General features: G+C 35.7%; 19 protein-coding genes, 3 pseudogenes and 2 riboswitches. Of the genes and pseudogenes, 8 read left to right on the plus strand and 14 right to left on the minus strand.

Annotated features, from left to right (window positions below):
* Positions 1–126: 126 nt before the first annotated feature.
* The gene (locus tag ACFYKX_RS14025) at positions 127–1,281 is read right to left on the minus strand and encodes a glucosaminidase domain-containing protein (RefSeq protein ID WP_389361688.1); all 1,155 of its coding nucleotides are present in this window, start codon (positions 1,279–1,281) and stop codon (positions 127–129) included.
* Between the two features lie 155 nt (positions 1,282–1,436).
* Complete coding sequence (locus ACFYKX_RS14030; RefSeq protein ID WP_389361689.1) at positions 1,437–3,710, minus strand: hypothetical protein; 2,274 nt, start codon at positions 3,708–3,710, stop codon at positions 1,437–1,439.
* A gap of 256 nt (positions 3,711–3,966) precedes the next feature.
* Between ACFYKX_RS14030 and ACFYKX_RS14035 the strand changes: the two genes are divergently transcribed.
* Entirely contained in the window at positions 3,967–4,650 is a 684-nt protein-coding gene (locus tag ACFYKX_RS14035; protein ID WP_389361690.1) for a hypothetical protein, read from the plus strand.
* Positions 4,651–4,865: 215 nt separating this feature from the next.
* On the opposite strand, the gene ACFYKX_RS14040 is transcribed toward ACFYKX_RS14035, so the two are convergent.
* The 5 genes from ACFYKX_RS14040 to ACFYKX_RS14060 form a co-directional block, all read right to left on the minus strand.
* Entirely contained in the window at positions 4,866–5,024 is a 159-nt protein-coding gene (locus ACFYKX_RS14040; protein WP_389361691.1) for an anti-repressor SinI family protein, read from the minus strand.
* Between the two features lie 29 nt (positions 5,025–5,053).
* Positions 5,054–5,139: riboswitch (cyclic di-GMP riboswitch) on the minus strand.
* A 286-nt stretch (positions 5,140–5,425) separates the two neighbouring features.
* Complete coding sequence (locus tag ACFYKX_RS14045) at positions 5,426–6,142, minus strand: CBS domain-containing protein (RefSeq protein WP_389361692.1); 717 nt, start codon at positions 6,140–6,142, stop codon at positions 5,426–5,428.
* Between the two features lie 66 nt (positions 6,143–6,208).
* Positions 6,209–7,327 (minus strand): hypothetical protein, encoded by a 1,119-nt coding sequence (locus ACFYKX_RS14050; protein WP_389361693.1) that lies wholly within the window; start codon positions 7,325–7,327, stop codon positions 6,209–6,211.
* An 858-nt stretch (positions 7,328–8,185) separates the two neighbouring features.
* Positions 8,186–8,380, minus strand: a complete 195-nt coding sequence (locus ACFYKX_RS14055) for a hypothetical protein (RefSeq protein ID WP_389361694.1) — start codon at positions 8,378–8,380, stop codon at positions 8,186–8,188.
* A gap of 37 nt (positions 8,381–8,417) precedes the next feature.
* A complete protein-coding gene (locus ACFYKX_RS14060) occupies positions 8,418–9,305 on the minus strand; it encodes a helix-turn-helix domain-containing protein (RefSeq protein WP_389361695.1) in 888 nt (295 codons plus the stop codon).
* A 473-nt stretch (positions 9,306–9,778) separates the two neighbouring features.
* On the opposite strand from ACFYKX_RS14060, the gene ACFYKX_RS14065 reads away from it, so the two are divergent.
* The 4 genes from ACFYKX_RS14065 (at position 9,779) to ACFYKX_RS14080 (ending at position 14,887) form a co-directional block, all read left to right on the plus strand.
* On the plus strand, positions 9,779–10,267 hold the full coding sequence (locus ACFYKX_RS14065; RefSeq protein ID WP_389361696.1) for a sigma-70 family RNA polymerase sigma factor: 489 nt from the start codon (positions 9,779–9,781) through the stop codon (positions 10,265–10,267).
* A 288-nt stretch (positions 10,268–10,555) separates the two neighbouring features.
* A riboswitch (cyclic di-GMP riboswitch) is annotated at positions 10,556–10,644 on the minus strand.
* 363 nt (positions 10,645–11,007) lie between these two features.
* The gene (locus ACFYKX_RS14070) at positions 11,008–11,601 is read left to right on the plus strand and encodes a DUF5317 domain-containing protein (protein WP_389361697.1); all 594 of its coding nucleotides are present in this window, start codon (positions 11,008–11,010) and stop codon (positions 11,599–11,601) included.
* Positions 11,602–11,780: 179 nt separating this feature from the next.
* Positions 11,781–13,616, plus strand: coding sequence for a bifunctional diguanylate cyclase/phosphohydrolase (locus ACFYKX_RS14075; protein ID WP_389361698.1), 1,836 nt, complete (start codon positions 11,781–11,783; stop codon positions 13,614–13,616).
* A gap of 374 nt (positions 13,617–13,990) precedes the next feature.
* Positions 13,991–14,887, plus strand: a complete 897-nt coding sequence (locus tag ACFYKX_RS14080; protein ID WP_389361699.1) for a helix-turn-helix domain-containing protein — start codon at positions 13,991–13,993, stop codon at positions 14,885–14,887.
* Positions 14,888–15,075: 188 nt separating this feature from the next.
* Here the strand turns inward: ACFYKX_RS14080 and ACFYKX_RS14085 are convergent, their stop codons facing one another.
* From ACFYKX_RS14085 to ACFYKX_RS14105, 5 genes and pseudogenes are all read right to left on the minus strand, one after another.
* Entirely contained in the window at positions 15,076–16,521 is a 1,446-nt protein-coding gene (locus ACFYKX_RS14085; RefSeq protein WP_389361700.1) for an NHL domain-containing protein, read from the minus strand.
* Positions 16,522–16,615: 94 nt separating this feature from the next.
* Positions 16,616–18,910, minus strand: a complete 2,295-nt coding sequence (locus ACFYKX_RS14090; protein ID WP_389361701.1) for an Ig-like domain-containing protein — start codon at positions 18,908–18,910, stop codon at positions 16,616–16,618.
* Positions 18,911–19,343: 433 nt separating this feature from the next.
* A complete protein-coding gene (locus tag ACFYKX_RS14095) occupies positions 19,344–19,601 on the minus strand; it encodes a hypothetical protein (protein WP_389361702.1) in 258 nt (85 codons plus the stop codon).
* A gap of 68 nt (positions 19,602–19,669) precedes the next feature.
* Positions 19,670–20,224: pseudogene (locus tag ACFYKX_RS14100) on the minus strand (REP-associated tyrosine transposase).
* Positions 20,224–21,748: pseudogene (locus ACFYKX_RS14105) on the minus strand (YifB family Mg chelatase-like AAA ATPase). The pseudogenes ACFYKX_RS14100 and ACFYKX_RS14105 overlap by 1 nt, the downstream one beginning before the upstream one ends.
* Before the next feature lie 344 nt (positions 21,749–22,092).
* Here ACFYKX_RS14105 and mntA point away from each other — a divergent pair.
* Both mntA and hepT read left to right on the plus strand, forming a co-directional pair.
* Positions 22,093–22,502: pseudogene (gene mntA, locus ACFYKX_RS14110) on the plus strand (type VII toxin-antitoxin system MntA family adenylyltransferase antitoxin).
* Positions 22,495–22,908, plus strand: a complete 414-nt coding sequence (hepT, locus tag ACFYKX_RS14115; protein ID WP_389361703.1) for a type VII toxin-antitoxin system HepT family RNase toxin — start codon at positions 22,495–22,497, stop codon at positions 22,906–22,908. The pseudogene mntA and the gene hepT overlap by 8 nt, the downstream one beginning before the upstream one ends.
* Before the next feature lie 348 nt (positions 22,909–23,256).
* Here hepT and ACFYKX_RS14120 read toward each other — a convergent pair whose 3' ends face one another.
* Together ACFYKX_RS14120 and ACFYKX_RS14125 are read right to left on the minus strand one after the other, a co-directional pair.
* Complete coding sequence (locus tag ACFYKX_RS14120; RefSeq protein ID WP_389361704.1) at positions 23,257–23,559, minus strand: nucleotidyltransferase family protein; 303 nt, start codon at positions 23,557–23,559, stop codon at positions 23,257–23,259.
* Between the two features lie 2 nt (positions 23,560–23,561).
* Positions 23,562–23,963, minus strand: coding sequence for a nucleotidyltransferase substrate binding protein (locus ACFYKX_RS14125; RefSeq protein WP_389361705.1), 402 nt, complete (start codon positions 23,961–23,963; stop codon positions 23,562–23,564).
* Between the two features lie 394 nt (positions 23,964–24,357).
* On the opposite strand from ACFYKX_RS14125, the gene ACFYKX_RS14130 reads away from it, so the two are divergent.
* Entirely contained in the window at positions 24,358–25,197 is an 840-nt protein-coding gene (locus tag ACFYKX_RS14130) for a nuclease-related domain-containing protein (RefSeq protein WP_389361706.1), read from the plus strand.
* Positions 25,198–25,341: the final 144 nt, after the last annotated feature.

A 25,341-nucleotide genomic window follows, 5' to 3' on the forward strand; every position in this document is an offset into this window, starting at 1 on the left:
AATTATGATAGATTAATCGTACCATTAATAGATACATTCTATTAGAATATTTTTTTACTATTCTGTGACCAATTTTTACCATAATAAAAGTCTACCCAAGTAAAGCCAGGTAGACCTTTATATTCATTATAGGTTTAGGTAGCTATTCTTGTTTTTGTCAGAAAGTATGTATAAGCCGCCACCCACTTCTAATTTCTTTCCTTTTATATTATAGACTCTAAACTGCTGGTTTTTTGTAAGGGTTCGAACAACCTCACCGTTTGAGTTATAAAGTGGTGTATCATCATTTATTGTAACCATCCCTTTATAAAAGGACAGTTTTTGATTTTTATTAATATAGTAGCCACCACCAACATAGTAAGCCTGATCGTCAAAACTATAAACTTTTATAGTCTCCCCTACTTTTAAATTACGGTGTTTTTTGCCATCGGGCTTTGAGAGAACACTATTATTATCTGGAATGTACAGTCTCCCAATATAGAGATTCATTTTGCTACTATCAGCCACTACAACATAGGATCCACCTAAATTATAGTTATTTCCCAATGTTCCATAGATACGATAGGTGTATCCTTTTTTAAGTACCTTAGCGACTTTTCCATCCGGTGCCATTAGTGGGCGATCGTATTTTAAGTATAAGGATGCCATTGGTAAATCATGAGTGATAGTACTATCGACATTTGGAATTGACAACTGAATTAGTTTCATTTTTTCATAGATACCTAGGATTAGCTCCCCATAGTAATTACCTGGAACTGCCCATTTTCCATTAAGGTCTGTCCAGTAAGGAGCAGTTCCTCTCTTAACATAGTTAAATCTCGGATCAATTAATTCTGTAACTAATGGGTCCGTATTGGCATAGGCCTTTAAATGCTGAATTTGCGCTCTTACCCCTTCTTCAGGAGTTTTAAAGTACGCACCCTGTGCCCCTCCACCAACTGCACCAATCCCTGAGTAGTTGTTCTGCTCTGGTAAGACATCATTACCATAATTAAAGAAGCCTGTCTCATGGATTGATTGAGCAAAGGCGATATCCCCACGGATATTTTCCATTCTGCCAATTGATAGAAATAAATCTGCTAATCTGTAAATATCAATTCCTATCAGTTTTGGTTCAGGGTTATGTAGTAGGACGTAATCGCCTAATTGTTTGGCGGTTAGGATGGATGAGCCAGCGATAGGGACTTTGTTTGTTTCTGCTAGACTATGATTTGGAAATGTAAAACCAGTACTACCTATTAATATCGTTAACAATAGTATCAACTTTATGATTCTTTTCATATGCGCACTCCTTCTTCTGTTGTTGTTATTTCTAATATCGACTTGTAATTGTTTATTTACATTAAAAAGTTTAAAACAGCAACAGCATTATCTTGATTACATTCTTTACACATAAAAAGTGGTACCTATTTGGCACCACTTTTTTAATAACTACATTAGTTTAAGAACTCTATCTCAAACCCATTTGCACTAAAGGATTTCCCCTTCAATTCCCCTAGAGTTATATTTTCCAGTAATTTATTTGCAAATCTATTTCTAATGGCTTGTTCTAAACTACTAGCATCATCAGGAGTAGCATCCGAGTTAAATGAAATTAGTAATTGGGAAAAATCAACATTGGTCGAATTTTCAATTGTACCAATAGTCGTAGACCCCTGGCCTGAGTTTATCGCCACCGTAATTTTATCGTTGCCAACTTTAGTTATAGTTCCAAATGTGTTAGTAAAAGTTGTAACGGCTGCTTGTCCCACTCCAAGGTTAATAGTAACAGTGATTTCAGAAGTTTGACCTCCACTTGAATGTACTAGTACACCAGTTAATACTATTGGAGTTCCAGCGAACACTGCACGCATATTTTCCATTTTAATACCTGGTGCACCAGTATCTAGGCTACCAAAAAGGTCTCTTGTAGTAATATTTGTTCCTGTAAATTGAATTGGCGAGTCAATCCAATCACTAGCACCTCTTGCAGTTAGTGAGTTGACTTTTAGAGACACACTAGATGAAGGTGAAGAAGTAATTTGAATACGTTCGAATATATCACTGTCCTCTACATCACTCAAATCCAATTCATACGTACCATTGTGATAATCTGTTAATACTTCTCCAACAAGACCAGTAGTAATTGTATCCAGTACAGGAGTTACTATTGCTCCCCCACCAGTTCCCGTGCCAGGTGCCGGTGCTGCCGGCGGTGCTACAACTACAGGTGCATTTCCACCAACTTCAATACCTTCTTCAGCTTTCTCAACTGTACCTTTGTTATCTACTTTTACTTCACCTTTAACAGATGGATCCTTCTTAATTTCTTTTACTGTAGATCCCTTAGCAACCGCTACATTAGCAACAGCGTTTAACTTAATTTCTTTAACAGTTGCACCTTCAGCTACAGCGATTTTTGCATTTTCACCTGTAACGGTTACGGCAGTTGTAGACAGGTCACCTTTTAAGTTTACTCCTTCAGATTTCTCTGAACCTTTAGCAGCGATTGTGATAGATTCGAATGCTCCACTTACTTTTGATTCTAGGTTAACAGCACCTTTAGCTCCTGCTTTTTCAGAAACTACTAAGCTCTTAACTTTAACACCAGATTCTGCAACTAGGTTAGATCCGTTAGCATCATTTACAACGACGCTGTCCGCTTCAACACCTTTTAGGTATAAGCTGTGGTCAGCGATGTCTTCTACGATAATGTTTCCGCCTACGTTATTTACTTTATTCACTTTAATATTTTCAAGAGAGACTGTTCCAGCACCAGCAGGTGATCCTAGTACTACTAAGTTTCCATTGATAGAAAAGTTCTGTAACTTGATATGTTCGTCTTTTCCAGCATAAATGTAAACTGATTTCTCAACTGTTTCACTACCTGTTTCAGGGCCAAATTCAGTCGTCTCAGTTTTAGAATTTGCAAAGTAAAGAGTTCCCTTTTTCTCAAAAGCTTCTTCAGCAGCGTCAAGTTTAGACATAGCACTTACGAATAACTTGTCTGAAACATCAGCACCGTTGTTTGCAGCTTCATTTACTAAGTATTCAACGTTTCCTAAATAACCAGCTGCTTGGTCCACATTATTATCTTTTAACGCTTTTGCAGCACGATCAATTTGCATTTTGATAGAAACTGGATATAATAGTTCCTTCTGAAGGTCCTCAGCTGTTTCTTTATAGAAATCTCTAAACTCTTCACGAGTTGTTACACCATATACACGGTCAAGCATAAATGAATTCTTCTTAATTTCCCATGAAACTTCATGGTATAATTTTTCCGTTTGATCATCCATTTGACCTTTGTCAAACTTAGCTTTAAGCTCAACGTATTTCTTTTGAATTTTCAATCCTGAAGATACAGCATCAATGTAAGCAACTGAACGTTTTAAGTATGTAGAAACGTTAGCGTCTAATCTAGCTTGTAGAACTTCTTTTTCTTTACCTTTTAATGTAGATACAAGTTTTGTAGCATCTGCTAAAGCTTTCTTTGTATCATTATGTAATTTCATATTTGGATATCCTACTAGGTTGTTAGGATATACATTCTTACGGTGCTCGATTGAAACTTCCCATTTTAACGCACCAGCAAGTTTTTCAGCTTTTACAACCGCTTTTTCTGCTTCTGTTACAGATGCCGCATCTGCAGAGTTTGATACAGCAAACACAGATGATGCAACAGCAGCAGCCATTACAGTTTTAGTAAGAATACGTTTTTTCTTAGTCATTTTGACACTCCTTTTGTTTAATAATGGCAAATAATTATATAAAAATATTATTTGTATAACACAAACATACATAGATAAATATTACCATCTTAGGTCTTTTTACACAATATTTTTTAAAAAATTTACCATTTTTGTCGTATTTTAATATTATCTGCTGATTTTCACATACAATTTTGTTGAATCTTGTAATCTAGTAATGACAGGACTAAAAAATACGTGGTAACATTAATTTACATTGGAAGAAAAGAGGATTAAAATGAAGCGGCTTGGACTTTTCAGTATAATAATATTAGTCATAGTAGTAATTTTTATTGGCAACTATACATGGAACAAAAAAGTAGAAACGACTGTAAAAAAAGCAGAGGAAGTAATAAATAATCCAACGAAAAAACAGACAAATGATAGTAGTAGCGCAAATTTCTCAAGTTCATCGAAAAATGAAGATGCTGAAGCCCAAGTAAACGATGAAAGTGGCGAAGAGGCAGGAGATAGTACTGTTTCTACCAAAAATCAAGATGGTTCAACTAAACAAAATTCAACACAATCTGGATCTACTAATACTAGCAATAGTAGCGAATCAAGTTCAACAGAAGAGGATAAGCCTAAAAGCGTAGACGAGATTAAAGCTAAATATAACGCTCTCTTTACAGAATTAGAAGTTCAAGAAACGAGTAAAGTTGATCAGCTGGTAGTAGAGGCAAAAGCAGAGTTTGTTAGTAACAAGTTGCCTAAAGGTGACCTAATTGCGAAGTATCAAGAGGTTGCAAATCTAATGGAACAAAATGCTGATAGAACTTTTAATATTATCTATCAACAGCTCGAGTATGATTTAGAGATAAATGGTCATAGCCTAAATGAAGCACAAGAGTTTCGCCAAACCTATAATGCAAAAAAACAAGAAAGACTATCCCGAGTAGTCAATCAACTTAAAGATTTTTAATTGCACTAGTGACTTAATCCTAGAACACAAGCACAATTACAAAATATTGATAAGGCTTCCACATTATCTTCACCTCTATTTCTGGAAATTGAATGAAGCATAAAGAATAAGCTTCATCGAGAAAAGCCAAAAAGAGATATCGTAAAAAATCTATTAAAAACAGGAGAGCAAATGCTCTCCTTACTTTAATTACATTTATATGTTTTCTTAGATGGCTAAATCACTGCACGACATTCATATGAAGAATTGGAAAATTCCACGTCACCCCTTTTCTCCAGGAATTCTCTAATCTCATTCATGTCAATGCCCATTGTTTTTGCTTCCTTAATCAGTTGGATCCACTCCGAGTCAAGCTTTTCGTTCACTTTTCTCATTATTCTCCCCCTAAAATACTTTTCGTATTCCAGGCAACCCAGCCATCCTAGTACCCCTTACCTTAGACCTGTGGTTTTGCGTCCTCACTTTTCAATGAGTTTGCCTTTTACTGTCTAATATTATAATTAGTAGTTCACAGGGATATTTTACTATTAACATGTTGCAAAACTTGTCACTTTGCGAAAAGATACATAATTTTCTAAATATTTTTTCCCTTAAAAAGCGACAATTTTTACGGAATCCTTTAGAATACGGTTTATGAAATATTTAATAGTTGTTGTGAATCGAGGGGCTAGGAAGGGGAAAGAAGTACCTAGCCCCCTTATATACAACAAAAACCAAGTGTTATTTTTTAAAAAACTCACACCAAAAATTAGAACCTTCAAGTATATTAAAACTTCTACTCAACTGTATAATCTATTTCTATAAGATCCCATGCAGTAATTAACCCTAGTGGAGCTTCATGTTTTTTTCCGTTTTCCGTAATTATGACTGCTTCTAATTCTTTTTTATCCTTATGTGCATTTTCAAATATTTCTTCAACTTCAAAGATATTAATTGATTTTGGAACAAATGCAATTGGATGCTCTACTTCGTACTCTAAAATATCTGAAACCTTTATACAATCAAGCTTGACTATATTCTCTGCTACATTAATAGCCATCCATTTGACAATTGCTCCTGTCGTGAGGAGCCCAATACACTCCTTGTTTCGATAGATTGGGTATTGCGAGTAAGAATGCTCTTTAATACCCTGAATGACCTTTAAGATACTATCTTCATAGTTATAGAAAATAACTTCTTTTGTTGCAATAGATGTCGCATAATTAGGTCCGTTAAGTACCCTTGCAATTTTTTCAATATGTTCTACCACTTTAATGTTTGGTTCCGCTATGTAATATCCAATATCAACCTTATCATGAACAATTGCATTCCTTAACTTTGCATATTGCTCAAGGTCACTTTTATACGTTTCAATTGCTTGGTGATGCTTCGCACCAACCTTTACTAGCACGGAAAAACGGTCATCTCTAATCTTCACTATTTTCTTTAATGCGTCATGTATTTGATTAAAACTTACCTCAAATCTTTCTGATAATAGCTGTTCCGTAATCATGTGAGTCCCCTCTTTATCTTCTTATAATTTCTCTTACCTCTTTATGAACAATTCTACATGGCTCACCTAGATTTTCTCTTCCAATTCCCCTTCTTCATTAACAGGGATAATACTTCTTTTTACTAACATAAGACTATCTTCTTTAGTCTTTTTATATTCTAGTTCTACTATATAAGAAGGGAGATCAAACGCAGAAAACATTAAGGCAATTTCATAACCCTTATCTTCTTTAGATAGCCAATCTGGTTTTACAGGGAGATGTACCGCAAGCCCTTTCCCATGTTGTTCCCATTCTTTTACAAAACCATTGAACTGACTTTCTTCAAAGTTAATGATTGTTCTTGTTAGATGGATTCCTCCATTATATAATTCTTTTCTCCTTCCTTGTTTTACCAACCTAATGATTCTAACATTTATATGATTTACAGGGATCTCAATAAATAACGTTAGAGTTTGTCCCTCAGAATAGTAGTTACCTTTCAACATGTTAGTAGGAGATGTTTGGTATGCCTGTCCCTCAAGTTCTGGGAAGTAGCCTATAAAGGCTAGGTGTGTGGACATCGGTAAAAACTGTGTAGCAAGGAGATCTTCTTCTTTATGTGCGTCTAACATATTTGATAACTTAGGTAAATCACTGATTCTATCAATATGACTAATTTGTCTAAGAATATTAAAAAAGTATAATAATATGATTATGGCTAAAATAGTGGAGATAATGATTAAAAACCCTTCTAAACCGAGCTCTACAACCAAACCTACATAAACGGACCAAATTAAGCATACAAAGAGGATTGTAAATAAACTTACTTTTGTCACAATATGGGTGAATAAGTCTGTTCCGCCTCTAATTTTACGAAATTGTCGGATATGCTGCGTCATCCTCTTAATCGTATTCTCTGTATTAATTCCTTCAAATGGAAGGTTAACCATGTCCCAGTATAATTCTCTCGTTTTCTCTAAACGATGTTGAAAACTCAAAGATATAAAGATAGATAAAAGACCTACCAGGGAGAGCACTCCTGCAGTGATACCAAATAAGATGGTAGCTGTTCGATCCTTATTAATAATACCTACATGAAAGGGCATATCTATAAAAGAAAAATTCCAAAATTGAATAGAAGCTCCTCCTAGTAATATGAAGGCAAAAAATGTGCCTAGGTATTTCTCTATATGTTTTTTAAACAACGCTTTAACCTCCAATATATGTAGACCATTCTTTCCCAACATTAACTCTCCCGAGATTCACATTTTTACTCATCTTCTCTCATAGTAATCCAAATCGTAACAATTTGTCTTTTAAACAAGTCTCTTTTTATTGAAAAAATATAAAATTGCTAACCTAATCTATCACACATTCACTCGAAAATTGACGTTCCCCTGTCGTAATTTATCGAGAACATTTCAAGTAAATACGTTCATTATTAAGTTATAATTAAGATAAGTAATATTTTGGAAGGGATGTTGATTATGCCATTAATTCATATGAAGGAAATCTTTACACCACTTAAATTAGTAGGGATCAAAATTTTTAAATGCGTAGAAGGACATACTTATATAAAGGTTTGGAACAACCCTCGAAGAAAAGTATTCTAACAGGGTCAACAAGTTCTTAGGGGTTATGCTAAACACCTTCTGCTTAAACGATAGAACGGCTAGATATGCCATAATACCAATAGCCCCTCCAACCGTTTCAATGTATCATCCGTTAATAGTGGCGTTCGTCCACCCGTAAACCTTAAATGTACCTCATCTAACCCGCTTAAATGTCTTTTTATGCCTCGTTTGAGCCATTACCGTAAACAGCCCCAATACAACAAACACTAATAAGTAGAGAATCATTTAGAGAGATATGGAGTTAAGCTTTGGTCTTGATAGGTCTTTTAAAAAAGGGAGATAACAGTCTAACGAGATTAAGAGATGAGGTTATATCTACTGTTTAGTTAACGAAGGGATGTTACAATCAAAAACTATACTCAGAAAATGACAAGAAAGACGGTTCTTCTTACAATCAGAAAAACCGTCCTGTTGTTTCCTCTATACTTTTTAGTGTTGTGAAGGAATTCCAAATAAGTAAACTTCTTCTATGCTATGTTGTGATGGAATACCTGCTAATTCATATTCCTGTTTAATACTGTGTTGTGAAGGAATACCTGATAGTTCTGTTCCATGCTGAGAAGGAATCCCTGTAGCTCCAACTAATGTTAGGGTTAATAGGCTTGCAGCTATTATTTTTTTCATAATAACACTCTACCTTTCTTGTTTTATATGGATTATTTTAACATTCTATTAATAGTTTATCTAATTCTTTTTTGAAAAGGGTTGCAAATTTTTCATTTTTCTCAAGGAGAAGGATTTCTATTGACTTCTCTATATATTGCTTCCCTTCCTCTTTATTCCCTAGTTTTATGTAATTTTCACCTGTTTGATAATGAAATTCCGCAAGTAAGAATAGTTGCTCATCATGTAAACATAAATTGAGCCCTTTCATACTATAGGTCAAAGATTCCGCATATTGTCCTTCTTCTGTCAAAACTTGCGTTAATCCAAATAACACTTTTAGAAGCACTCTTTTGTCGATCAAGTAAGGTAGATTTTCTATATTTGTTAATGCATCTTTAAAAACCGCAATGGCTTCTTTATATCGTTCCTCTTCTTTATAGATAATCCCTTTACTTGTTAATACTTCTACCTCTCTTTCAGTGAGACTTTCTTGAAGAGGATTGGTTAAAATGATTGCCTGGTCAAACTTATCTATTGCTGCTTCGATGTTACTCTCTAAATAATAGATACAAATTCCCTCATGCCATAATAGAAATTGTTGTAAGGCGGTTATTTTAAATAAAGGGTTTTCTTTTTCTTTCTGAATAATATTGTAAATGGTTTGGTAATCACGTTCCCTTTTATATCTATTGATAATTTCCATTATAGCAACAGAATAATTATCCCGGCTCTTTGTTGCCATATCATATAAGTACCTAAGGTCAATATGTAATTTCCTAGCTAGATCATGGACTTGTTTTATTGTTGGGTACTTCAATTCTTTTTCAAATAAAATCAAATCTTCCTCAGTACAAATCCCCTCGGCAAGATCCTCAGTAGAAACTCCTTTCATTTTCCTTAAGGAGCTAAGAGCTTCACCAAAGTTATATTCCTCTATACTCAATTAACAACACCACCATCTAACTAATTTTCTTAATATATCGATAATAACACACGTGACTATAGTTGTATTATTCTTAACCCCAAAAAATAAAATATTTAGGTTCACTAGTTTACCAAATAGTAAAATATACCCACAAAAACATAGTGAAAGTTTCTCCAACTGAAGAACCGTCCCTATGTTTAATCAAAGGGCTACTGAAGGGGAATTTAGTAAAGGAAAAAGAGATTCTATAAATAGTTATCGATGGCCCTCCCCCATTTAGAAAAAACACTCCCTAGCGAAATTCACCCTATTATTAAAAAAACCACGATTATTTGATGCAATTATTGAATTTTCGCCCCTCATTTTTGCAAAAATTAGTTGTTTTTTTAATCAATTTTTCACTTTTCCTGATTCGACTGAGAAGTAGCCGAAGTTGTATGTTAGCCTTACCCGGGAATAAAAATGGTAAGCGCGCTTTCCTGAAAGGGAAAATGATGGAGAGCTTTGAACAATTAATTGAGCAGTATGAAGCAATGGTATGGAAGATTATTCACTCCTTACATATTTACAAAAATGTTGAGGAGTTCTATCAGACAGGTCTTATTGCGCTTTGGGAAGCAAGTGCTAGGTTTGATCACGAAAAAGGAAGTTTTACTAGCTATGCTTATACCTATATAAAAGGCAAAATCTTATCCGAAATGACAAGAACGAATAAACACGAAAATCAGAACGTCTATCCTAAGGAAGAATTTTGGGAACTAATAGAAGATAGTAAAGTTACCCCTTCTCTTGAAGCTGAACTCATCTTATCCTTATGCGAGGATCTAACACCTAACCAGAAAAAATGGGTACTCTACACTGCCATAGCAGACTTTTCCCTGAATGACATTGCCAAGCTAGAAAAAGTATCTCCGTCCGCAGTTAAGGCATGGAGAAAAGGCGCACAGGAAAAATTAAAGGATCTTAAAATCACAGAATAAGAGAAACAAGGCAATTCACTTGGAATTTATACGAAAAGGCATGGAATTTCACTCCATGCCCTCTTTTTATTATTGCGTATATTCAGTTTTACTAGTTTGATGTAGTCTATTTTCGTGATATCTAATTTTATCAAGAATTTCCAATCGTAATTCTATTGAGATACAGTCCTTTATGATCGTTTCATAGTATCTCTGTCTTAATGAATGCCAAGAGTACTTTAACTTGTAATAGTGTTTAAACACGCGGAACCCTCCTCATTAAGTCACATAAATCGCAGAGTCATCGTATTCGGAATCTGGCTGGCATAGTTTTTCAAAAAACCTTAGCCCCTTTAGCTTTGCGTCACCACTTTTCAATGGCTTTGCCGTTTCGTACGATTTACGTGTTATAAGGTATTTATATCATTAATAGAAAATACAGTAAATATCTCTGGAGATAAATGTGTATTTTATCCTAGATTTTTAAGCTCAGTTTCAATAAATATTAACCCTCGTAACAAAATATTATTTCAGAAATATAATGTAAGTCATCCTAAGTACCCAAAAACTCCGTTATTTTACCTATACAATACTACCCAATTGGTTTAGCAATATAGGTATATAATACTGTTTTACTATCCTTCATTTGGTAAATTATCTAAATATTGTTGTATTTTTATTGTAAGAAATTTATGATAATTACAGTTGTCCTTTTATTATATTGATAGAGTTTCCTAAAATAATTTATAGGTGGATATAATATGGTATTTGACGGAATCATCGCTTCATTTATTGTTGGTTTTTTACGCAAGGGAAATTTAAGAGGGTTAGCAAAATTACACTTAAAGTGGGGATGGATTTTCCCTCTACTACTCTTATTCCAGATGATTGTTTTTACGCTTCAGAATAAAGTCAGCTTCCTCGGAACAACTAGCGGTTACATATATATTGGGGTTTACATCATAGGAATGTTGTTTTTGTTCTTGAATCGAGACAACCCTGGATTTATAATCATACTTATTGGTGTATTTTTAAACTTCATAGTTATGGCTGTAAATGGAGGGAGAATGCCTGTTTCACTTGAAGCAGCCTCTATCCTAGAGCCTGGGTATTTAGATATATTAAAACATGAATTATATGCTAAGCATGCTTTACTAACAGAAGCTACAAAACTGGGCTTTTTAGGTGACATCATCCCATTATCCGATCCTTATCCAAGGACACAGATCATAAGCATCGGAGATGTCATAATGAACATAGGGGCTTTTGTTTTTATACAACATTTAATGTTACATCATCGTAACGTGGATAAACTAGACGCACACCTCCAATTAGAAGGAGGTGAAACCAAATGAAAAAAGAACAAAAAGCTGAAGGCATTAAATTAACTAGTATTTTATACAACGCTATTATCATCGGTTCTGTTATTGTGGCTCTTACTTCAGGTATGAAACTAGTCTAAAATTACAAAGAGGAAGAAGGAACTTTGTAGGCCCTTTTTCCTTTCATCTTTTTATAAATGTGAGTGAAGAATATGCAAATTCTAAGAAAACCATCAAACTTATATTTACTAATTGTTTCGATAGTAGGAATCGTTACATTTCTATTATTATATCAATTCAAATTTACTGCTTCACACGAAATGGTGCTCCTATATTGCTTTGTTGGTGCCATTTTACTTCTTAACCACTATACTATCCTCATTCCGCCAGAAGGAAATTCATTATCAATGGATTCCGCTGTATATTTGGCGTGTCTTTACCTTTTCGGCTTAGACCTTACGTTAGCGGTCCTAATTTCAAATAGTATTATATATGCCGCATACCATCGAAAAGTCATCTGGTGGAAACATGTCTTTAATTTTTCCATTTATACGTTAATGATTGTTGTTTCCTACTTTACATTTATTTACTCCAGTGGTGAAATTGGTTCCATTCACATAACCGAACTACTTCCTTACCTATTATCGTTAAGTGCTTATTTCTTAAGTAATACAATCTTAATCAGTTTTTATTTCCTTCTGTTAGAAGAAAGTAGCTTTTCGAGTAATTTTGTAGGCATTATAAAAGATAAGGCATTTCTTGTAAGTTATTCGAGTACCCTTCTTCTTTCAATGGTACTTGGATCCTTAATTGAGGATAAAGGAATTTTCGGGTTATTTTTGTTTGTCAGTATTGCCGTTCTATTATCTGTTGCCTTCAACCAGAATTTTAGGCTGTTTCAGGCGATATCAAATAAAGCAAACAAAGATTACTTAACAGGTTTAAATAACCATGGTTACTTTAAGGAACTGCTAGAAAAAGAGTTAAGGTTATCAAAAGAAACAGATCATCCTCTAAGTGTTGCTTTGTTAGATATAGACGATTTTAAAAAGTACAATGATTTGTACGGTCATATACAAGGTGATCAGCTATTAAGAGACTTTGGGAAGCTTTTAGAGAATCATACACATAAAAATCAGTATTCTGTTGCCAGGTACGGTGGTGAGGAGTTTGCCATCTTAATGCCAGGAACAACCGCGAAAGCTGCTTTAGGGTTTGTGAATCAATTAAGAAAGATTACGAATGATACACATTTTAAAGGAACTCATGCACTTCCTTATGGATGTCTCTCTTTTTCTGCCGGAATTGCTCAATATGAAAAAGGAACCTACAATGGTACTGAATTATTAAACAAGTCCGACCAGGCCATGTACTACTCTAAATCCCAAGGTAAAAATTTAGTAGAGCTTTATAACGAGCAGAAGTTTGAGGAAGCTTCAGATGAAAATCATTCGTATGAAAAGCAATTTGAAGATGCGGAACAACAATTAAAAATCTTTCTATCCAAGGATGTATATACATACCGACATAGTAAGCGAGTATTCCAATATTCAGTAGACTTTGCGAGGAAGCTTAACCTAAATGAACATGAAAGAAAGATTCTAACATTAGGGGCACTCATTCATGATATTGGAAAGCTGGAAATTCCTCGAGATGTTTTGAATAAAACAGGCAAGCTCGAACCTCATGAATGGGAAATGATGAAAAAGCATGTGATCTGGGGAAAAGAAATTATCTCCACGAATAAACAACTGGAAGAACTGGTCCCATTAGTTGAGCTTCATCACGAACGATACGATGGGAAAGGGTATCCATATGGCTTAAAAGGAGAAAACATACCGAAGCTAGCGAGAGTATTGTGTATCATTGATTCCTTCGATGCCATGACAACAGAACGCCCTTACCAAAAAACAAAAACATTCTCAGAGGGAATTGAGGAACTAAGAAAATGTGCAGGACAGCAGTTTGATCAAGAGCTGGTCGAACCGTTTATCGAACTCATTCAAGAACAATACATGTTTAAGGACCAGGCCCAACCTACAGTGTAAAGAGGGCCTGGTCTCTTTTTTGGTTAAAGAGGAACCAGTTCAATTTCTCTCCTTTTAATCCATAGGGTAATTATACGAATTGGGCAATAATCAATCTAGTTGTAGGGGTACACCAGACCCGTCCACGGGATGCTGTGATTTGTGGATTTGATATTTTATACAGAGATGTTTAAAATACAAGGCAAACCATGTATGGGACTCGGGAGCTGGTCCCACTCGTCCCATTATCAATGTCCGAAGAAACGTCAGAAACAAAAACATACAATAAGAAGATTTTGGTGCTGGAAGGGGACAGTACATCATCTCCTGGACTTCAATCTACAGCACTGGACAGGTGACTGATGTGACCCATGTCACTTTCAGGAGGACAAATAATGGATTTCACTTTGATTGGAAAAAAGATAAAAGAATTAAGAAAAGTACTTGGTCTTTCTCAAGGGGAGTTAGCCAATGGAATCTGTACACAAGCTCAAATTAGTAAAATTGAAAACGGTGATGTATATCCTTATGCTTCTACTCTCTACCTTATTTCACAACGGCTTGGTGTTGATGTTAACTACTTCTTTGATATAGGATTAACACCACGACTTGATTATGTTCAAGAAGTGAGTAAACAGCTTAATAACGCTAGAAAAAACATGAAATATAATGAGATGAAAGAGATTGTTGATATGGAGCAGACAAACCCGCTCTTTTTCCAAAACAAAAGAAATTATCAGGTTTTGCTGTGGCATAAAGGCATCTATGAACATGCCATTCACAGAAATGCTGTAAAAGCTGTTGAGATTCTTCAGGAAGCCATCTCCCTGACCCAAACCACTGAAAAGTTCTACTCTGAGAGGGAACTAGAAATCGTCCTTTCCATTGGAGTGATTTATACTGAGGAACATGACCTTCGTGATGCTCTTACTACTTTTGAAAATGGTCTTAAATATATTTGGCAAATTCCCTATCTAAATGATACTTCCATTCCAACACGTTTTTTTTATAATATCGCTCGAGTGTTAACAAGGTTAAAAAGCTACGAAGAGTCAGATCGATATTGTATAGAAGGAATTGGCTGGTGTGTGAAACAGGAAAGTATGTATCTACTGGGAGAGCTTTACTATCATCGAGGCTATAACCATGAACTAAAAAACAACTACTCTACTGCATTACAACTACTAGAAAAAGCTAAATTTATTTTTAACTTGCAACAGGATGAAAGATTCGCAAACTTGATTAATGAAAAAATTGAAAAGCTCAGAACGTGCCTGTCACTCCCCGAATAATAATGTTTCACACAGCGACCTTCTTTAAAAGATAATTAAAATACCTACCACAGGTTATTGTGATAGGCATTATATTTTTTGTAGTATTTTGAGTGGTTTATGTTTAAGGTAATTTCGTACTTTAGGCTTCGTTTACAAGTTAAGTAACAAGTAAGAGAAAGATAATATAACGGGAAGTAACAGGCACCCTATCTAAAATTATAAACCCTAAACTCCTCACCAGCGTTCAATGTACGAGTTTGGACTATGAATTCTTTACCATCCTTACTTAATTTATACAATGGTGTACTGGATAAAACCGTAATCCTTCCAATTTGACCGCTTTTTAATTGTGTTTTGCCCCAGTTAACTTTCTTTCCGCTTTTCACTTCAGCTAATTTGCTTTTTGAAGGTGTTTCGTACTTAATGGAGCTAGACTTGGCAACGTAATAACCTCCACCTACTCCGTACCATTCCACCGTCGGTAAGTAAGAAATCTTACGGATCTTATTATTATAAGTGTCAGCTACCCAAATCGTCTTACCATCTTTACTAACTGCAACATCCGATGGCATGTGTAAGAGTGCTTTCTCATTACCTCCATCGATATCCCCGTGTACCCCTGCGCTTCCGGCAAGTGTTGTTACCTGACCTTCAAAAAGATATCTTACGGTATGGTTCAAACTATCGGCAATAAGTAATCCACCCTCTTTTGTCATGACCATTCCCTTTGGAAAATGAAATTGGGCTTGTTTTGCTGCACCGTCCTTATATCCACCCTCTACATACAGCTCTTTCTCTCCATATGCGAGACTATTACTTCCTGCAACAGTTGTCACCGTGTTTTTTTCAAAATCAATGTAACGGATACGTTGATTTCCTGTATCTGCCACATATAAATTTCCTTTTGGATCAATCGCTAAACCAGTTGGTTCATTGAATTTCGCCTTACTTAAAGAACCATCTTGGAAGTCCCCTGCACTAGAGGTCTGTCCTGGTGTGACCTCCACTAATCGGTCAGAAGGGGTATTCAATGTAGTTACATAACCGTCTTTTGTAATCTTCCTAATAGCATGATTCAAAGTATCGGCAACATAAACCGTTCCGTCTAAAGCAACTGCTACATCAGACGGAGCGTTTAATTGTGCCTCTTCTCCCTGACCATCTCGGTTACCCATTACCCCTTTACCTGCCATGGTAGTTACTTCACCAGATGGAGAAATACGACGAATGCTATGGTTTTGTGTATCTGCAATATATATGTTACCTTCGTGATCCAACGCAAGACCATTCGGCTGATTAAATACCGCCTCCTCTATTCCCCCGTCGAACCAAGTTCCAGCAGGTAGTCCCGCTTCATCCTGGATCAGTGTATTCCCAGCATAATTGGAAACTTGTCCATCCTCAATTAAGCGGATTAAATGATTCTTTGAGTCCGAAATAAGCAATTCCCCGTCTTCTAAGACTAATATGCTTTTGGGGCTTCGGAAAGAAGAGGACAATGCCTCTCCCCCCTCCTCTCCAAAGTTACCGCTGCCTGCAAAACTTTCCACCTTTAGAGCTGGTCCTTGCGCTGAAACACTCGAGCTAGAACCCATGCCTATGAATGTCATAATCGAGGCAAGGGCCAGCATGCCCACTTTTTTATATCTCATAGCCTACTCCTTTTTTAAGCAAATGTGCTCCATTAAAGACAAATATGGAACCAACGAAAATGTATATCAATCAGCTGCTGTTTCCTTTACATCCTTAATAAGTTACTTCCTCAGTTACAAAGCTATAAGTGTACGCTTCATTCGGGACACCGTGAAGACTTTTAACCATATTAGCTGGGATCGTTATTGTATACTCCTCAGAAGGTTGAACAGAATATAATTGTATTTTGAATATACCGCTATCTTCATTTGTTTCCTGTGTCTGAAGAAATACGGTCTCAAAATGCAAAAATTCTTCATTCTTTGAATTTCGGATTTCTATCTGATCCATAAGTGTATCCGCTTCTTCTGTTAGTTCTACAGGCAGATCAAACTCCGCTATAAATTCCATTAGATGATTGTTTGATTGTTCAGTAGGGGACATTTGAATCTGAGGTGTCTTAGCCTCAAACACTCCAAAGTATCTATTAAACAAAGATACCTCCGCGTGAATTCTTCCGTTCCCCGCATCGGTAGTAAAAAAAGCACTTTCCCAATTTGGTGTATCAAAGTTTTTCAGATAAATGCCGACATTTTCTAGATCAGTTCCTCCTTGAATTGGAAGAGACAATTTGACCGGCAAATCAAATACGTCACCACTAGCTACCTCAAACCAGTACAAATTACCTAAGAGTATCAACCCATTATCATTAGGTAGTTCTTCTGTTCCACGCATGATGATTTCTTGACCATCTACCGTTTCATCAGGTTCTAGTATAATTCCACCTGTAAATCGAATCGGCTGATTAGGTTCAAGAGGAACGGCTGTGTCGAGAGGCACTTCCACTATAAGCGATAATATTACTTCACCAGAGAAGCCTGCAACTGTACCACGAAACGTATATACTCCTGTCATTGTCGTATCGACATTGGTTTCATTCCAAGAAACGTTTACCTCTCTTGTAGTTCCGTTACTCATTTCTGCTATTACAATAGAAGGAAGCGTGTACTCTTCTTTCCAATTTACGATGGTTGTAATAGGGGAAATGGATTCAATTACTACCGGATTTACATGGCCACCTGGTTCCTGATTTCCTCCACCCGAATTATCGTTCTCATTTATTGGTGATGGTACAGGCGTTTTATTATTAATTTTTTCTCTATCTTTTAAAAACCTCTCTTTCTCTTCATCGGTTAGCGTTTCAAGATATTTTTCTACTGCTTGCTTTTGTTTTTCTGCCTGAGCCTGTTGATTTTGTTGTTCAAGTTGTTGCATCGCTTCCTTTATTTGGTTGATAACGTTAGTCAATTGCTGTTGTTGCTGTTCCCTTTCCTCTTGTTTCTTTTGCTGTTCCTGCTGTTTTTGTCGCTCTAGCTCCTGTAATTTTTGCTGTGCCAGTTGCTGTTTTGCTGTTAACTCTAGATCATTTTGTTGACCTAACTGTATTTTTCTCTCAGATTGTTGGTTGGCTTGATTAATTAAACCCTGAATATCCTTTTCGGTAACTAATCCCTTTTTCACCGACTCATTCACGAGGGTATTGGTTAAGTTATCTAAATTTTTTGCTAAACGCTGTAAATCATCATTGTTAGATAAATCAAGTCCCTCTGGAACACTTTCCTTATTTCCTTGCTCTAGCAGTTCCTTTTGTTGTTCTAAAAATTCTTGCCTTTCTTGTTCTGCTTGGGCATTATTACGAATTAATGCTTCTATGATTGCCGGACTAGCATGCTGAACAAATTGCGCGGGATCCATAATCGTAACATTAGATTGCGGTGGTGTAGAAGGATCATTTGGGTATAAATTGACTTGTTGTGTGGGGTAAATATTGACTCCTGATGTTGATGACTCTTTACGAAGGTTTGCCTGTACCACACCGGCATTAACAAACATCCTTGTTTCTCCGGTAAGAGGATTTGTTGTAAGGGTAAAATGAGTTCCCCTCACATTGAACTCACTCGATGGAGTTTCTACGATAAATTCATCTGTCGCCTTTTTTAACTTCGTTACTTTTACATAAGCTGAACCAGCCCAAAGCTCTAACTTTGTTTTATATGCCGCATCTACTTTGTCTAATGTGGATATGTATAGCTCTGTACTCTCACTAACGGTAATCTCATCCTTACGGTCTTCTGTCAGTAATACGACATTGGAACCCGCAGTGGTAATAAGGTGATCTCCCTCATGTAAAATCATTCCCTCTGTTGCTTGATAGGACTGTAGGCCTCCTCCTCTTTTCACATAAGCAGTACCTTTTACTTGATTGACCTCGATTGTCCTTACCGTTGCAGCGAAACCTTTGGAAGAAAATGCTGTAGAGAGTATTCCAAAAACCAAAGGAAAAATAATGAATAATAGTAAAATAGAAGATCGTTTCTTTTTCGTTACACTTATAGCTATGTCCTGCATGATTGTAGCAACCTCCTTTCATAATAGTGGTTCAACCCTACTAAGCTATTATATTCACAATGTAGTTAAAATAGCATAGGTGTAGTTCCTTACTGTTATTCTACATTTGTTATTAAATTCCTTTTCTTAGAGCGTGCCTGTCACTCCCCGAAAAATATTGTTTCACACAGCCCTTCCTTAAAAGGTTAATTCCTTTAAGTGTGTAGAACTAATTTCTATATAAATTCTAAAGCCTACCACATGTTAATGTGATAGGCTTTAGAATTTTGTAGTATTTTGAGTGGGGTTTATGTTTAATGCGATTTTGGACTTAAGGTTTCACTTACAAGTTAAGTCACAAGAAAAAGAAAGAAAATATAGAAGGATTTAATGAAAGGGTACAGCGAAGAGGTGAATGTTTGGAGAGTGTGTTTTGACTAACTCTTAAATCTAATCATCTTCGAAATTTTCTTTCATTCTCCACCGACTTATTCCAAATCACATCTTGGTCTAATTCAATATCATCAAACCTGTCCATAACTTCAATATGTCTCTTTTCACTTAAGTCCTTAAATTCTATAAATTCTTGGTGCCTTTTCTCATTCTCCGCTTTCATTTCTTGAACCGCTTCATTTGTTTCTCCAACAGCTTTAATTAACTGTGTAAGTATATCTTCTACTCTATCAAGTCTACTATTTTCCGTATTAATCACCTCCCTTTTTGAGTATTATACGATTAATTTAAAGCCTTTTCCATAAAATATTTTTTGGGATGCTAAAACTAGGACGGACAACCTTCAACCCAGTCACAATACAAATTTTTCTTTTCCTCAAGAGTCCCTACATAGGTATCTAGTAGCGAGTTCATCGCCATAAAACTAGGTTGAGCAGAATTTGGATATTTAAATAGATGATAACTACTCCAAGGGTAGTATTCAGGCTGTTTAACCATTCTGGCCTCTACCGGATTAATATGAATGTAACGACTAACTTCTAATATTCCTTCTTGATCTTTAATAACCTTGTCATAAAAACGCTTTTCAAACACATGGCCTGTTAAGCGGTAGCGAGTGTTGTAATAGTTTGCATATCTTTTATTCACTAACGCCATAATTTTTGAAATCGGCACCTCTTGTGAGCGTAGTTGTAGATGGATATGGTTCGTCATGAGGCAATAAGAGGCTAATTAAAAAGGGTATTTTTCATGTAGCTGTTGAAGAATGAATAGAAAGGCTTCAAAATCTGTGGTTGATCGGAAAAGAGGATCACGACGATTGCCGCGGCAGACAATATGGTAGTAGAGATTGGGTATCCACACTCTTTTTGGACGAGGCATTAGCTTTTTCTCACTTTCATAGGAACTGGTTGATGATTTGTTCTGCGTAAAGTAATAGCTTTCCAAATACTTCCATCTGTTATATTGACCTTGCCTGCCAAGTCAGATATCGTCCTTGCTAACCGAATGATTTTTATTTGAACACGATTACTCCAATGCTGTTTGTGAGACATTTGGGTGATCATTCTCTGCTGATTTTCTGTTAATGGGCTGGCAGCAATTAATTGCTCGTAGGAAACTCTTGAATTACAAATTTCTTTCTTATAACGCAAGTATTGCCGTTCCCGGGCCTGCCTGACTCTTTCTTTAATATCTATAGAAGATTCTCTCTTTTCCTTAGGCTGGTCAAGGTGAACAGGCTTTAATGAAAGGAGAATGTCCATCCTATCATAAACAGGTCCTGAAACACGGTTTCGATAGGCTACTATTTGTTTCTCGGAACACGTACAATAGTGGACATTAGAACCAAGAAAGCCACATGGACACGGATTCATTGCTCCTATAAGAATAAAAGAAGCAGGGTACGTCACAGTAGAGTGCGCCCGACTGATGGTTACCTTTCCAGTTTCCAATGGTTGTCTTAGCATATCTAGAGTCTTCTTCGTAAACTCAGCCATTTCATCCAGAAACAATACCCCATGATGAGCGAGCGAAATTTCTCCTGGCTTTGGATTAGAACCTCCTCCAAATGGCTACGGATGAAGCTGAGTGATGTGGGTTTCGATAGGGAGCAATTTGTGGAAAATAGAGTTTTTCTTTTGCAAGCTGATACAAACTAATTACTTCTAATTGAGCACTTTTTGTTAATGATGGTAAGATGGATGGAAATGTTTCAGCAAGTAAACTTTTACCGCAACCAGGTGGGCCGCTCATCAGGACATTATGACCGCCGGCAGCCGCTATTTCAAGTGCTTGTTTTCCTTGTTCATGGCCAATAATATGAGAAAAGTCTTTATAAAACGGAGCCATCATTTCAGCTTTCTTCTGCTCATGTTCATGCAATGGCAGATAACCTTGTCCACATAAATACTGTAAACAATCACTAAGGTGATGCACAACGATACAATCCAACCCTTCAATCATATCAAAGGGAATTAGTGGGTCATAAGGTAAAATCACACGTTTAAACCCTAACCCTTTAGCCGCTATCAACGCTGGTAACATTCCCTCTACTTTTTCTATGTTTCCATCTAAGGAAAGCGCACCAATAAAGGCAGTATCTTGGGGAATGTCTTCACTTATCTGTTTCTTCTCCTTTAGAATGGCCACAGCCATCCCTAAATCGAATAAAGGCCCATTCTTCTTTTGCTCGGAAGGAGATAAATTCACAACAATCTTCTGATATGTCATATCAAATCCTAATGTTCTAATCGCTGACAATACACGCTCCTTCGATTCCTTTACAGAAGCATCGGGCAGTCCAACTATAGTCATAGAGTCCGTCCCAGTAGAAATTTGGACTTCTACTTGTACACGATAGCCCTCTAACCCTTTCAACCCAATACTTGATACTTTAATAGTCAAATACATGACCTCCTTAGGATATATACTTAGAAAGATAATGGAATAATCAACTCTTTAATAGAAGAGACCTACTTTTTGTAGTAATGAAAATATGGTGGATTTTAATGTAGAGCGGATTAGAATAGTAGTGACAGTAGTGGTGATAGTGGTAGTTTAGTTTAGTTTAGTTAACTTAAAGTATAGTGAGTTTCTATTATGTCTCTCAAACACCTCCTTTTCATTCATTATACGATGCCTTTCACTCACTTTCTATAAGTTTTGATTACTCGACAGTGACAGGCATCGAAACTATCATAGGTTCCCAAAATGTGTTAAATTTAGAAAAGACTTTGGAGGTTTTAATTATGACTTTACCTCAACCGGCTATAAATAAAGTTATAGAAGTTTTAACTAAGTCTGTTACTCCTGAAATCATTTATCTTTTTGGTTCTTATGCTAATGGAACCACACATCCTAAGAGCGATATTGATATAGCTTATTTATCAAACTCAACTATTACTCCCTATGAACGTTTTTCACTTGCACAAAAGTTAGCATCCTCTCTTAACCGAGATGTTGACCTAATTGATTTAAATGCGGCTTCAACCGTCTTTCAAAGTCAAATTATTTCTAATGGTCAGCCTATATACTGTGTAAAAACGATGTTCGGAAGGCTGAATTTGAAATGTTGGTACTAAAGAAATATGCTAAGTTAAATGAAGAACGGAAAATCATATTAAGTCAAATAGAGGAGAGCGGACAAATATATGAATAATGATGTTTTATTGAATAAAATAAGCACTATAGAGCGTTGCATAAAAAGGATAAACGAAGTTTATGAAGGAAGTCCTTCAAGCTTAGAGGACTTTACGAAGCAGGATTCTATTATCCTAAATATCCAAAGGGCATGTAAGGCCAGTATAGATATTGCCATGTACCTAGTAGCTTCACAAAAATTAGGTACTCCACAAACTAGTAGAGATGCATTTGATTTCTTGGAATCTAATCATATAATAGATAAAAATCTGGCCCAGAAAATGAAATCTATGATCGGATTTAGGAACATAGCCGTTCACGATGATCAAAATGTAAATTTACAGATCGTACAATCAATTGTTGAAAACCACCTAAGCGACTTTTTCCAATTTACGAAGACTGTATTGAAACATAAGTTTAATTAAAACCCTCTACATTAATGCCCTCTCCCTACCAGAGGGCTTAATTCTACTTACTATGAACATGTTAGAACAGGACCTCTTTTTACTCTCTATTAGATCCCGCTATATAGATATCTAACTATGTATAAGAATAATTAATCGGTATGTATAGTTCAAAAATATCTATGAGAGATTTAAGTCTAAGGGTACATATTTCTCCTACTTCTTTCTAGATCAATTCATTCAACCTTAACTACCAACAGCCTTCCAGTTAAAAATATAATCCATAGGAATAGTCAACAAACTCTTCCCATTTTTATTAAATATCTTCTACAAGAAAAAGTCATGTATAATTAGTCACACAAACTATACCTAACGCTTGTATATCTCTATTCCCTCATTATTGATATGTTCGGTTAAATTTTGGTTATTGATGGATTCATAATGGAGAATATCAAAAAAATAAGGGATCGGATATTCTTCATTTAATAAATCTACTAACTCCATTAAGGTCTTTGTAGATATTTTATCCCCCATAATTGCAATATCCACATCAGATCCTTTCTTATAATTCCCCATGGCACGGCTTCCGAAAATAACCGCTCGCTCGATTTCTTCAAATCTACTTAAAGCCTTCTTAATATCAAGTATGTCACGCTCTAACAAACCAAACATCTTTATATTTCCTTTATTAGTGTATTATATAGACTTCTTAAAATTGGTAAGTATTCATGCTTGATTTCTTTTACTAGTTTATCTGCAAGCTGATCATCATAAGTATGCGAGGTTAAATTACGTTTCGATAGCGCTTCTAACCATAAATGGCCTTCACTTATTAGTTCAATCTGAAAGGCTTGTTTAATACTTTCCCTAGGAGTTTTCACGTCATATCCCTGTGCTTCTAGATAATCTTTCAGTACCTTCCATCTGAGTTCAAAAGTCATCTCGAAAAACTGAATAATTCCAGCTCTTTCTAGTTCGTTGTTTATCTCCTGACTAGCATATTTCTCCAATAATTTATATGATTTTTCAAAGTTTTCAAACCGCTGCTTCCAACGAACTTCCTTCATAGAATCCATTAATCTAGCCCTCCCTTACTTACACTTTTTTTTGTTTAATTATACCATCCCCAATGTATAATTCACAAAATCAACGAGGGAATTAGATATAAAGTAAAATATTCCGCCTTCTTCATCCCGGCTCACACCAGCCTCCGAATTTCAGAAAAACATAAACATAGAGATTAGCAATAACCCCTTCTATTTGTATTTCTTCTACAAGAAGTATCTAACACGGAGTTTACTAAAACTGTCCAAATTTATCATTTGTTAAGGAAGTGATCCACGAAACCCAATTCTCTGTGAAACATAACAAGATTATTCGATTAGGACAGGCACCGAATTAATGATTATGGTATAACCCTCTATAAAAATTTACAATAGTGTTAAATCAAAACCAGCAGGGGGAAAGGTTATGTTTTTATTTCTCAACTTTTTGAATAAGAAAAAGGAAAAGACAATAACAAAACTAGTAAATATACCCACATTCACTGCACCGACACCCAATCTAAAAAGCAGAGATGAACAGGTTGCAACCCGAAAAGGTGAAATAGGAGAATACAAGATTGATATACAACTGAAGCAATTACCAAAGGATTTCCGATACTTGAGTGATCTTCTTGTAAAGAATCCAAAAGCAAAATCAGGATACTCCCAAATTGATCATGTGATTTTAACTACATATGGTATCTTTGTCATTGAAACGAAAAACTATCAGGGTACCATTTATGGTGGGAAAGATCTTAAAACATGGTTGGTTAATGGAAAGTTTAAAATGATGAACCCTTTTGTACAAAATTACGGGCATATAAAAGCATTAACATCATTTATTGATACAAAGTACCATGACTCATTTATCTCCATAGTGTCTTTTACAAAACGCTGCACATTTAAAGTGGACTTAGATTACCGTAAAATACCATCCAATGAAATTATAGTGTACGACATCGAGTTGTCTGAGTTTATCCATCGGAAGGTCTCCTTATTAAAAATTAATCACAAAGAACCTCTTCTTAATGAAGCTGACATTTCTTGCATCTTCAATGCTTTTACTAAGGCTAATATTACTGATCCAAAGGTTAGAGAAGAACATAAGCGTGAGTTAAAAACAAATGTATCTGATGGAAAATCTTTGTCTAGTTCTTCTTGTATCGTTTGCAAAAAACCTTCGGATAAAGTGAAGACATATTGCTTATCAAACAATAAATTTAGAGGTGAAATCTATTGTTACGAACATCAGAGGGCTTTTCATTAATAAAGGATCAACTAAATTGTTGTATTCTCATAACCCTCTTGGATTTTTACGCACGCATATGTCTAATTGTATAGGAGATGCTTTACACATCTGTTTTTCTCTAACAAATGCCCTGATAGGTACGCATACACGTACAAACCAAGC

The sequence above is a fragment of the Cytobacillus spartinae genome (assembly GCF_042865285.1).
Lineage (GTDB): Bacteria > Bacillota > Bacilli > Bacillales > Cytobacillaceae > Robertmurraya_A > Robertmurraya_A spartinae.

Bases quoted from the DNA above. Each gene is read 5' to 3' on its own strand.
- ACFYKX_RS14075 (WP_389361698.1), top strand. From the start codon at position 11,781: ATGCAAATTCTAAGAAAACCATCAAACTTATATTTACTAATTGTTTCG.
- ACFYKX_RS14025 (WP_389361688.1), bottom strand. From the start codon at position 1,281: ATGAAAAGAATCATAAAGTTGATACTATTGTTAACGATATTAATAGGT.
- ACFYKX_RS14080 (WP_389361699.1), top strand. From the start codon at position 13,991: ATGGATTTCACTTTGATTGGAAAAAAGATAAAAGAATTAAGAAAAGTA.
- ACFYKX_RS14030 (WP_389361689.1), bottom strand. From the start codon at position 3,710: ATGACTAAGAAAAAACGTATTCTTACTAAAACTGTAATGGCTGCTGCT.
- ACFYKX_RS14090 (WP_389361701.1), bottom strand. From the start codon at position 18,910: ATGCAGGACATAGCTATAAGTGTAACGAAAAAGAAACGATCTTCTATT.
- hepT (WP_389361703.1), top strand. From the start codon at position 22,495: ATGAATAATGATGTTTTATTGAATAAAATAAGCACTATAGAGCGTTGC.
- ACFYKX_RS14120 (WP_389361704.1), bottom strand. From the start codon at position 23,559: ATGTTTGGTTTGTTAGAGCGTGACATACTTGATATTAAGAAGGCTTTA.
- ACFYKX_RS14055 (WP_389361694.1), bottom strand. From the start codon at position 8,380: ATGAAAAAAATAATAGCTGCAAGCCTATTAACCCTAACATTAGTTGGA.
- ACFYKX_RS14130 (WP_389361706.1), top strand. From the start codon at position 24,358: ATGTTTTTATTTCTCAACTTTTTGAATAAGAAAAAGGAAAAGACAATA.
- ACFYKX_RS14045 (WP_389361692.1), bottom strand. From the start codon at position 6,142: ATGATTACGGAACAGCTATTATCAGAAAGATTTGAGGTAAGTTTTAAT.
- ACFYKX_RS14125 (WP_389361705.1), bottom strand. From the start codon at position 23,963: ATGGATTCTATGAAGGAAGTTCGTTGGAAGCAGCGGTTTGAAAACTTT.
- ACFYKX_RS14040 (WP_389361691.1), bottom strand. From the start codon at position 5,024: ATGAGAAAAGTGAACGAAAAGCTTGACTCGGAGTGGATCCAACTGATT.
- ACFYKX_RS14085 (WP_389361700.1), bottom strand. From the start codon at position 16,521: ATGAGATATAAAAAAGTGGGCATGCTGGCCCTTGCCTCGATTATGACA.
- ACFYKX_RS14070 (WP_389361697.1), top strand. From the start codon at position 11,008: ATGGTATTTGACGGAATCATCGCTTCATTTATTGTTGGTTTTTTACGC.
- ACFYKX_RS14065 (WP_389361696.1), top strand. From the start codon at position 9,779: ATGATGGAGAGCTTTGAACAATTAATTGAGCAGTATGAAGCAATGGTA.
- ACFYKX_RS14035 (WP_389361690.1), top strand. From the start codon at position 3,967: ATGAAGCGGCTTGGACTTTTCAGTATAATAATATTAGTCATAGTAGTA.